We start from the raw sequence: 10,208 nt of genomic DNA on the forward strand, positions 1-10,208 counted from the left end.
CTCTCCCCGAGAACCCAGCCCTACGCAGTCCCCGCCACGGGCATCCGCTCCAGCGCCTCGGGCGCCAGGCTGCGCAGGAAATCCTGCCCCCAGCCCTCCGGCGAGGTCTCGGCGATCGCCGCCCAGGCGGCCTGCCAGCGCATCCGCCGCTCGGCCAGCGGCATGTCCAGCGCGGCGGCGATGGATTCCGCCATGCCCTCCGCATCATGCGGGTTCACCAACAGCGCGGAGTCAAGCTGCGCCGCCGCCCCGGCGAAGCGCGACAGTACCAGCACGCCGGGGTCGGCCGGGTCCTGCGCGGCAATGTATTCCTTTGCCACCAGGTTCATGCCGTCACGGATCGGCGTGACGATGCCGACCCGGGCCAGCCGCATGAAGCCTGCCACCGTGTCGCGCGTCTGCGGCCGCGCCAGCAGGCGCAGCGGGGTCCAATCGGGCTCGCCGAACTCGCTGTTGATGCTGCCGGCCGCCGAGTCGATCTCCTGCCGCAGCCGGCGATAGGCCGCCACATCCTCGCGCGAAGGCGCGGCGATCTGCAGCATGGTCAGGCTGCGCGCCGGGCGGCGGGCGACCACGCGGCGGAAGGCCTCCAGCCGCTCCGGTAGGCCCTTGGTCGGGTCCAGCCGGTCGACACCCAGCAGCAAGGCCTGGCCGCGCACCGAGCGTGCCAGCAGCCGGTAGGGCTCGGTCTCCGCCTGCGCCGCCGCGGTGGCGGCGAATTCCGGCGCGGCGATCTCCGCCGGGAAAACGCCCAGCCGGACCGGCCGGCCGCCGAGTTCCACGTAATGATCGCCGGTGCGCACGGCCCCGGCGAAGCCAACCGCGGTGGCGGCGAAATTGTCCCGGTCCGTCGCGGTCTGGAAGCCGAGCAGGTCGCAGGCCAGCACGTCCTGCACCAGGCCACGGATGCCAGGCGCCACGGCGGCAGCTTCCGGCGCCGGGAAGGGGACATGCAGGAAGAAGCCGGTCGGCCCGAGCACGCCGCGCTGCCGCAGCGCACCGGGCAGCGACATCAGGTGGTAGTCGTGCACCCAGATGCGGTCGTCTGGCCGCAGCAACGGCACCAGGTTGTCGGCGAAGCGGCGGTTGACCTTGCGATAGACGTCGAGGTCCTGGCGGCGGAAGCTCATCAGATGCGGCAGGCTGTGCAGCATCGGCCAGAGCACGCCGTTGCTGTAGCCGGTATAGTAGCCGCGATGCTCGGCCTCTGTCAGGTCGATGGTCGCGTAGCCGACGCCGCCACGCTGGGTCAGCCCTGGCGGGGCGGCGGTTTCGGTCACCGCGCCACTCCAGCCGAACCACAGGCCGCCGCGACGTTGCATGAGCCCGAGGAGCGCGACCGCCAGCCCCCCGGCCTGGCCGGCATTGCCCTGCGGCACCGGCACGCGGTTGGAGACGACGACGATGCGGCTCATCCCACCTCCAGCAACGCCACCGGAAGTTGTGCGAGCACCTGCCCGACGGGCAAGCGGTCGCCCTGGGCGCGCAGACCCTCCCCGGTCAGCGCATCCCGCCAGTGCCGTGCCTGCCATGAAGCCGGCAGACGGAGATCGGTTCCGCTCCATTCCGCCGCCGGCAGCAGCGGCAACGACGAATCCTTCAGGATCGTCGCCGGCAGCCGGGTGACGACGGTCAGCGCGGCCCGGCCGCGATGGGTGCGGAGGAAGGCGAGGACATGGGCGGCGAGCGGTCCTTCGACCAGCACGGGCTGGTAGTCGCCCGCGGCGAACAATGCCGGTTGCGCGGCCCGGTGCGCCAGGGTGCGGGCAATGACCGCCTGCTTGATTCGTCCGTCGTCCCAGTATTGCAGCAGGGTTGCAACCGGCACCGCGTCATCCAGTGCAGCGCGGCGCGCCGTCCAGTCCACCGGCCGGCGGTTGTCCGGGTCGACCAGCGAGAAATCCCAGAACTCGGTGCCCTGGTAGAGGTCCGGCACGCCCGGCGCGGTGCAGCGGAGCAGCGTCTGTGACAGGCTGTTGATGGCGCCCGCGGGCGCGATCCGGGAGGCAAAGGCGGCGATCTCCGCCCGCATGCGGCTTGCGCGGTCGGGTGCCATGATGGCGGTGATGAATTCCTGGCACGCTGTTTCGTATTCGGCGTTGGGCACCGCCCATTCGGTGCGGCGCTTGGCCTCGCGCAGCGCCTTCTCCTGCCAGGCGGCCACGCGCTCGAGGAAGGCCACGACCCCCGGCTCGTCCTCCGGCGCCAGGCCCAGCGGCCAGGCGCCGACCAGGGTCTGGTACAGCATCAACTGTGCGCTCATCCCCGGCGCGGCACCGTCCGGCAGGTCGCGCCGGAGCGGGGCATTCAAACGCGACCAGCGCTGCACGGCGGCGGTCCATTCGCCGTGCAACTCGGACAGCACGGCCAGGCGGGCACGGACATCCTCGCCGCGCTTGTGGTCATGCGTGGCGGTCGCCAGCAGGGCACGCGGGAAATTCTTCACCCGGGCGCGGGCCGCGCCATGGAACCCGGCCGGCTGCACGGCGAAGCGGGCCGGATCGGACCCAACCTCGTTGCGCGAGATCAACCGGCCGTAACGGTAGAAGGCGGTGTCCTCCACGCTTTTCGCCGCGACCGGGGCCGAGAGCTGCTGGAACCGCACCGCGGCCGCCAGCCGGTCGCGCCGTAGCACCGGAGGCAGGCTGCGGGGTGGATCGCCGCCCAGCCAGGCATCAAGCAACTCGATCAGCGGCCGGTCGGCAGCGCGCACCGTCCGCCGCGCCCCGGCCAGTGCCCAGTCGAGGATGCGCTTGTCCTCCGCCGAGCGTCCGCCGGTCGAGATGTAGAGCCGGTAGACCGGGAAGTGCACCAGCACCTCGACCAGCGCGCGGCGCAGGCCGGTGAGGGTGAAGTCCCGCGTCGCCAGATCGCGCGCCGCCACCCGCTTCAGCGCCGCGGCGGTGGCGTTCAGCTCGGAGGCGAGGTTGTCGCGCAGGATCTGCCGTCGTGCCTGCTTGGCTTCCTCCTCGAACAGCGGGGATCGGCCGGTTTGCTCGGCCCACAACGCGGTCAGCGGCGCCTCGCCCGCCGGGTCGTGCAACACGCCGCTGGCCTCGTCCATGAAGTCGTAGCCGGTGGTGCCGTCGACCGACCAATCGGTGCGCAGCGTCTCGAAAGGGGCGAGGATCTTCTCCACCCAGATCATCGGCTCGCGGTCCGGCCGTACCGCCTGCATGCGGCGGTAGAGTTTGCGGCAATAGCCGCGCGGGTCGGCCAGGCCGTCCACGTGGTCGATCCGCATGCCGTCCACCACGCCCTCGGCATAGAGCTTCAGGACCAGGTCATGCGTGGCGTCGAACACCTCCGGCTCCTCGACCCTGAGGCCGGCCAGAGAGGTGATGTCGAAGAAGCGGCGCCAGTTGATCTCGTCCGCCGCGGCGCGCCACCAGGCGAGCCGGTAGTGCTGGCGTTCCAGCAGCCGGTGCAGCGCGCGGCGGCCGTCCTCGGTGGTGGCGTCGTGCGCGGCGAGCGCTGCGGCGATGCCGGCGCCGCCGTCCGGCGTCGCGGCGCGGGCAGCCAGCGCGGCACGCAGGGCCGCGGCCTGTTCGCGCGCCAGGGCGCGGTCGCGCAGCCCGGTGCGGCCGAACTCCAGGGCGGAATCGGCCAGCCGCGGGTCGCCCGAGGCCTGCAGGATGTGGTGGTAGTGCTGCGGCGCGATCGGGAAGCGGTGCTCGAAATACTGCGCATGGAAGCGCCCGTCGGCAGCGTCGAATTGCAGCTTGAGGTCGCCCGAGGCCAGTACCTCGCCATAGGGCGCGCCGAGGAAGGGCGCCAGCATGCGGTTCGCCAGCGCGCGGTCCGGCGGATCCCAGTCGATGTCGAAGAAGCCGGCATAAGGGCTCTGCCGGCCCCATTCCAGCACATCCAGCCACCAGGCATTGTCGGCGCCGCCGACGCCCATGTGGTTCGGCACGATATCGATGATCAGGCCGAGCCCGGCGTCCGTCAGCGCCGCCACCAGCCGGCGCAGCGCGGGCTCGCCGCCCAATTCCGGGTTGATCTGGTTGTGGTCGACAATGTCGTAGCCGTGCATCGAGCCCGGCCGCGCCTTCAGGATGGGGGAGGCATAGAGATGGCTTATGCCGAGCTGGGCCAGATAGGGCACCAGTGGCACGGCATCGTCCAGCGTGAAGCCGGCATGGAATTGCAGGCGCGCGGTGGCGCGCAGGCCCGCCGGGCCTGTGTCACGCGGCGGGTTCGCCATGGGTCGGTCTCCGTCAGCTCAGCGGCGCCACGCGCCGCCTTCAACACGCGGAGCCAATGCAGCCGGAGCGCTCAGGTTTCCTGGGCGCGAGGCCTGGCCTGCGCGAAACGGTCCAACCGCCGTGCCACCAGGGGGTCGTCCAGCACCGTCGCGGCATCGCCGGGCAGGCGGCGGCGCCAATTCGGATGCTCTTCGACCGTGCCGGGCAGGTTGGGCTGTTCCGGCAGGCCGAGCGCATCCTCGAGCGGCAGGATGGCCAGGGCGCAGCTGGCGGCGCCGACATGGGCCAGTGCGGCATCCACCACCGCATCGGTATCCTGCAGCCCCGGCGGGTCGCCGCTGGCGGCACCGCTTTCGCGGAAGGCGGCCCAGAGCGCGGTACGCTCCTCGCCACGCCGCACCTCCTCGCGCTTCGCCGTCGCCACGTCGGGGAAGCGGTCGAGCTCGGCGCGCCACATGATGTCGCGGCCCTGCCACCAGCCGACCACCGTCGGCAGGTCGTGCGTGGTGGTCATCGCCGTGGCGTTGCGCGGCCAATCGGCGGGTGGGCGGAAGCGGCCGTCCTGCTCCTGTTCGAACCAAAGGACCTTCATCCCGAGGATGCCGGCCTCCTCCATGCGGTCGAGGAAACCCTCGGGCAGGGTGCCGAGATCCTCGCCGATGACGATCGCCCGGTGGCGGTGCGATTCGAGCGCGAGGAGCCGCACCAGGTCGTCCACGGGAAAGCGCAGATAGGCGCCCTCGGCCGGGCCCGCACCGCGCGGCACGACCCAGAGCCGCTGCAGCCCCATGCAATGATCGACCCGCACGCCACCCGAATGGCGGAAGGCGGCGCGGGCGAGTTCGAGGAAGGCGCCGAAGCCGCCGGCCTTCATCTCCAGCGGGGAGAATGCGGTCAGCCCCCAATCCTGGCCGAGCGGCGAGAAGATGTCCGGTGGTGCGCCGACCGTGACATCGGGCAGGATGGCACGCTGGTGCGACCAGGCATGGCTGCCGCCGCCATCGGTGCCGACGGCGAGGTCGGCGATCAGCCCGATCGGCATCCCGGCCTCGCGTGCCGCCTGCTGCGCCGCGCCGCGGGAGGCATCGGTCAGCCATTGGCAGAAGGCGTGGAAGGCGACCTCGGCTGGGTTGTCGCGGGCGAAGCGCTGGACGCCGGGGCTGTCCGGCGCCTGGAACTCGGCCGGCCAGTCGCGCCAGTTCCACAGCGAAGGCTCGCGCGCCAGCAGATGGGCGTGCAGCGCCTCGAACCGGGCATGCGATTCCAGCGCAGTCCCGGCTTCGTTGCGGTAGTCCACGAAGCCGGGGTGGTCGGCGGCCTTGGCGTAGAGCGTGCGCAGCCGGGCCAGCTTGCGCCGGGCGGCGGAGGGCCAGTCGATCAGACCGTCCGCCGGGCCGGAATCGTCCGCGATGTCGCCCAGCGCAGCGGCGGGATCGGCGTGCAGGACATTGAGGAAGATGCGGGAGGACGGCGAGTAGGGCCCGTACTTCCCCACATCCGCCGAGAACAGCGCATGCGCCGGGCTGACCGCGATGGCGGCGCAGCCGCGCCGGCCGGCGGCCCGCGCCAGCGCGGCGACGCCGCCGAAATCGCCGATGCCCATGTCGCGCGGCGAGCGCAGCGAATAGATCTGCGCCGCGAGGGCCCAGGGCAGCGTGCCGCCATGTGCCGCGGCACCGAGATCGGCGAGCGAGACGCAGCGCGCCGGGGCCGCGGCGACGATGCAATGCGCATCGTCCAGGTGCAGCCGGTGGTAGCCGGGGGTGGACACGCCGGGCAGCCTTGCCTCGCCGCCCCAGCCTTCCTCCAGATGGCCTTCGATCCGGCCGCCGCCTTCGATATCCAGGCGGAAGCGGTGGCCGATCTCCGCGCCGGGGATCCGCACGCCGTCGGGGCCGGTGGTCATGGTGATCAGCGGCGGCAGCCGGTCGGCCAGGGCGCGCAGGGTCACGCGTGCCTCCCCCGCATCCGCCGGCAAGCCCTGGGCTGCCATCACCGCGCGCAGCGTGTCGGGGGCGACGGATTTCTCCTGGCCGCGCACGTCGCGCCAGGCGGTGGCGATGCCGGCCGCCTCCGCCATGCTGCGCAGGTCGTCGTCGGTGGTCATGCTGGCCCCCTGGTCATGCGGCGCCATCCTGCCCCGGCCGGGCCATCAGGGCGACCGTGCAGCGCGCCGGCAGCCTGCCCTCGGCCAAGGCGCCGGCCCGGCTTTCGAACAGCGGCGCGCCGGCGGCATCGCAGGGCACCGGATCGGCACCCAGATTGGTGGCGATGGCCAGGGTGCTGCCGTCGCCGAGCCGCCAGCGGGCCAGCACCGCCTTCTCGCCGATCGCCTGGGCGCCCAGCGCCCGGGCACCAGGCAGATGCGGGACGATGCGCGCATGGCGGATGGCCAGCAGGCGGCGGTGCAGCGCCAGGATGCCGTCATGCGGCGGGCGGGTCGCCTCGGCCGGGTCGGGAATCGAGGCGTGAAAGGTGGCTTCCGCGTTCGGGTCGGGGATGCGTTCCCGGGTCGCCGGATCCTGGAAAACGGCGAATTTGGCGAATTCCTTGCGCCGTCCCGCGGTGACCAGCGGGGCGAGTTCGGCATTGTGGTCGGTGAAGAACAGGAAGGGCGCGGTGGCGCCCCATTCCTCGCCCATGAACAGCATGGGGATCTGCGGCGACAACAGCAGCAGCGCTGCTGCCGCTTCCAGTGTCGCGTGGTCGGTCAGCGCCGGCAGGCGTTCACCGAAGGCACGGTTGCCGACCTGATCGTGGTTCTGCAGGAACAGCACGAAGGCGGTCGGCGGCAGGTGGGCGGAAGGCTCGCCGCGCGGCGCGCCGAGATGCCCGGAGACCTGGCCCTGGAACAGGAAGCCTTCGGACAGCACGGTTGCCAGCTTCTCGGCGCCCGATTCGGCGAAATCCTCGTAATAACCCTCACGCTCGCCGGTTAGCAGCGGGTGCAGGATGTTGTGGCCGTCATCGTTCCACTGCGCGTCGAAATCGCCCGATGGCTTGAGGTGGCGGGCACCGTTGCGCTCGTTCTCCAGAACCAAGTGGACATGGCGATCGGGGATCTCGCGGCGGATGCGGGCGGCGAGCACGTCCAGCCAATCGGCCTCGGCGATGGCATGCACGGCATCGAAGCGGAGCCCGTCGAATCGGTATTCGTTCAGCCAGAACAGCGCGTTGTCCTCGAAGAAGTCGCGCACGGGCGGCTTCTTGAAGTCGATCGCGGCGCCCCAGGGGGTGTGGATGCCCTCATCGAAGAAGGACTTGGCATAGGCGTGCAGATAGGCGCCGTCCGGGCCGAAATGGTTGTAGACGACATCAAGGAAGACCATCAGGCCCATGCCATGCGCGGCATCGATCAGCGACTTCAATTCGTCCGGCGTGCCCAGCGTGGTGTCCGGCGCATAGGGCAGGACGCCATCGTAGCCCCAATTGCGGCTGCCGGGATGGTCGTTAATCGGCATCAGCTCGATCGCCGTCACGCCGAGGTCGTGCAGCCGCGGCAGCGCTGCCTGGACGCCGGCAAAGCCGCCCATGGCCCCGGCATGCAACTCGTACAGCACCACCTCGTGCCAGGGGCGGCCCCGCCAGTCCGCGTGCCGCCAGGCATAGGCGCAGGGGTCGACGACGACGGAGGCATCGTGCACGTCGCCAGCCTGCAGCCGCGAAGCCGGGTCGGGCACCGCCAGGTCGGCCGAGACGCGGAAGCGGTACTGCGTGCCGGCGCCGAGCGGGGCCACCACCTCGTGCCAGCCATCGCCTTGGGCGTTCATCGCTTGCGGCGCGTGCTGCTCCGCTTCCAGCATCACCTGGGACGCGTCGGGCGCCCAGAGTCGGAAATGGGTCCGGTCGGGGGCGAGCAGCGTCGCGCCCCAGCGGGTCTGTTGCGCGAACCCGGTCATGGCAGACTCGCCGCCAGCAGCACGGCGCCGTGCGGGGCGACCGGCATCGCCTCGTCCAGGACGGGCCGCTCCGGCGCGGCCGGGTGGCCGCTGTCCAGCATCAACCGCCAGTCCAGTGGCGGCTTCGGCAGGGCGAAGGCATGGCCGGCGCTGTCGGCGTTCAGCAACAGCAGGGTGACGTCCAGGCTGCCATCCTCCGCCACGGCGGCGCGGCGCAGCGCCAGGGTGCGCGCCTCGGTCTCGTTCCAGGCTTCGGGGGTCATCGGCTTTCCATGCTGGTCGAACCAGGCAATGTCGTTCAGGCCGGGCCGAAGTTCCGTCGCACCATGCAGGAAGGTGGCCGGACGCAGCGGCGGCAGCCGCCGGCGCAACGCGATCAGCCGCGTGGTGAAGCGCCGCAGCGCTTCGGCCTCCGGCGTGGCAGCCAACGTCCAGTCTATCCAGCTGGTTTCGTTGTCCTGGTTATAGGCGTTGTTGTTGCCGCCCTGGGTGCGCCACATCTCGTCACCCGCCAGCAGCATGGGCGTCCCGGCCGAGGCGAAGACGCTGACCAGCATCGCCCGCAGCACCGCCATGCGGGTGGCGCGGATCGCCGGGTCGTCCGTCTCGCCTTCCACCCCCCAGTTGCGGCTGTGGTTGGCGTCGTGGCCGTCGCGGTTGTTTTCGCCATTGGCCTGGTTGTGCTTCGCCTCGTAGCTGACCGTGTCGCGCAACGTGTAGCCGTCATGCGAGGCGGCGTAGTTCACGCTGGCCCAGGGCCGCCGCCGGCGCCGGTCGAACAACTCGGCGGACCCTGTCAGCCGCGCCGCCATCTCCGCCCGCATGCCGCTGTCGCCGCGCCAGAAGCGGCGGATGCCGTCGCGGAAGCGGTCGTTCCATTCAGCGAAGCCGGGCGGGTGGTTTCCGAGCTGGTAGCCGCCCGGCCCGATATCCCAGGGTTCCGAGATCAGCTTGACGCGTGACAGCGCCGGGTCCTGCCGGATGGCGTCGAAGAAGCCGCTGCCGGGATCGAAGCCGTTGTTCTCCCGCCCGAGGATGGTACCGAGGTCGAAGCGGAAGCCGTCGATGCGGTACTCGGTGACCCAGTAGCGCAGGCTGTCCATTACCATCTGCAGCACGCGTGGGTGCGACAGGTTCACCGTGTTCCCGGTGCCGGTGTCGTTGACGCAGTGCCGCTCGTCACCCTGCACGAGCCGGTAGTAGGAGGCATTGTCGAGCCCGCGCCAGCACAGCGTCGGGCCCAACTCGCTGCCCTCTGCGGTGTGGTTGTAGACCACGTCCAATATCACCTCGATGCCGGCGCCGTGCAGGCGGCGGACGGCCACCTTGAGCTCGTTCCGCATCCAGGATTCGATCAGGTAGCGCGGCTCCGGGGCGAAGAAGGACAGGGTCGAATAGCCCCAGTAGTTGCGCAAGCCCTTGGCCACCAGGAACCGGTCCTGCACGAAGGCCTGGATCGGCAGCAATTCGATCGCGGTGACGCCGAGCGACTGCAGGTGTTCGATGACGCGCGGATCGGCCAGGGCGCGGAAGGTGCCGCGTTCGCGTACGGCGATGTCCTCGCGCCGCATGGTCAGGCCGCGCACATGCGCCTCGTAGATCACCGTGCGGTCCCAGGAGGTGCACGGGTTGCGGTCGTCGCCCCAGGCGAAGCTGTCGTCCACCACCACGCTTTTCGGCATGGCCGGGGCGCTGTCACGGCGGTCGAAGGACAGGTCGGTGCGGCCGCCGCCGGGACGATAGCCGAGCAGCACGTCGGACCAGCGCAACTCGCCGTGCAACTGCCGGGCATAGGGGTCGAGCAGCAGCTTGTGCGGATTGAAGCGGTGGCCACGCCGCGGCTCGTATGGCCCATAGGCGCGGTAGCCGTAGAGTTGCCCCGGCCGGGCTTCCGGCAGGTAGCCGTGCCAGACCTCGTCGGTGCATTCCGGTAGCGGGAGCCGGGCCAATTCGCGCCGGCCGGAGGGATCGAACAGGCAGAGATCGATCCGTTCGGCATGCGCCGAGAAGACGGCGAAGTTTACCCCCAGCCCATCCCAGTTCGCTCCGATCGGATCAGGCCGGCCGGGCAGCAGCCGCGTCGGGAAGGGCGCCATCCCCT

General features: G+C 71.1%; 5 protein-coding genes. All 5 read right to left on the reverse strand.

Annotated elements, in window-relative coordinates:
* Window positions 1–20 precede the first annotated feature (20 nt).
* Window positions 21–1,415 carry a trehalose-6-phosphate synthase gene (locus tag ACFQS7_RS19890; protein ID WP_380068869.1) on the reverse strand — a complete coding sequence of 465 codons (1,395 nt, stop codon included), beginning with the start codon at window positions 1,413–1,415 and terminating at the stop codon, window positions 21–23.
* On the reverse strand, window positions 1,412–4,207 hold the full coding sequence (gene treY, locus ACFQS7_RS19895; RefSeq protein ID WP_380068870.1) for a malto-oligosyltrehalose synthase: 2,796 nt from the start codon (window positions 4,205–4,207) through the stop codon (window positions 1,412–1,414). The genes ACFQS7_RS19890 and treY overlap by 4 nt, the downstream gene beginning before the upstream one ends.
* 71 nt (window positions 4,208–4,278) lie before the next feature.
* Window positions 4,279–6,315 (reverse strand): 4-alpha-glucanotransferase, encoded by a 2,037-nt coding sequence (gene malQ, locus ACFQS7_RS19900; RefSeq protein WP_380068871.1) that lies wholly within the window; start codon window positions 6,313–6,315, stop codon window positions 4,279–4,281.
* Window positions 6,316–6,328: 13 nt separating this feature from the next.
* Window positions 6,329–8,107 carry a malto-oligosyltrehalose trehalohydrolase gene (gene treZ, locus ACFQS7_RS19905; RefSeq protein ID WP_380068872.1) on the reverse strand — a complete coding sequence of 593 codons (1,779 nt, stop codon included), beginning with the start codon at window positions 8,105–8,107 and terminating at the stop codon, window positions 6,329–6,331.
* Entirely contained in the window at window positions 8,104–10,203 is a 2,100-nt protein-coding gene (gene glgX / locus ACFQS7_RS19910; protein ID WP_380068873.1) for a glycogen debranching protein GlgX, read from the reverse strand. The genes treZ and glgX overlap by 4 nt, the downstream gene beginning before the upstream one ends.
* Window positions 10,204–10,208 lie beyond the last annotated feature (5 nt).

The organism is Dankookia sp. GCM10030260, from assembly GCF_042666655.1.
GTDB lineage: Bacteria > Pseudomonadota > Alphaproteobacteria > Acetobacterales > Acetobacteraceae > Paracraurococcus.

Excerpts from the sequence above, each read along its gene's own strand:
- ACFQS7_RS19890 (WP_380068869.1), bottom strand. The coding sequence starts at position 1,415 with ATGAGCCGCATCGTCGTCGTCTCCAACCGCGTGCCGGTGCCGCAGGGC.
- treZ (WP_380068872.1), bottom strand. The coding sequence starts at position 8,107 with ATGACCGGGTTCGCGCAACAGACCCGCTGGGGCGCGACGCTGCTCGCC.
- glgX (WP_380068873.1), bottom strand. The coding sequence starts at position 10,203 with ATGGCGCCCTTCCCGACGCGGCTGCTGCCCGGCCGGCCTGATCCGATC.
- malQ (WP_380068871.1), bottom strand. The coding sequence starts at position 6,315 with ATGACCACCGACGACGACCTGCGCAGCATGGCGGAGGCGGCCGGCATC.
- treY (WP_380068870.1), bottom strand. The coding sequence starts at position 4,207 with ATGGCGAACCCGCCGCGTGACACAGGCCCGGCGGGCCTGCGCGCCACC.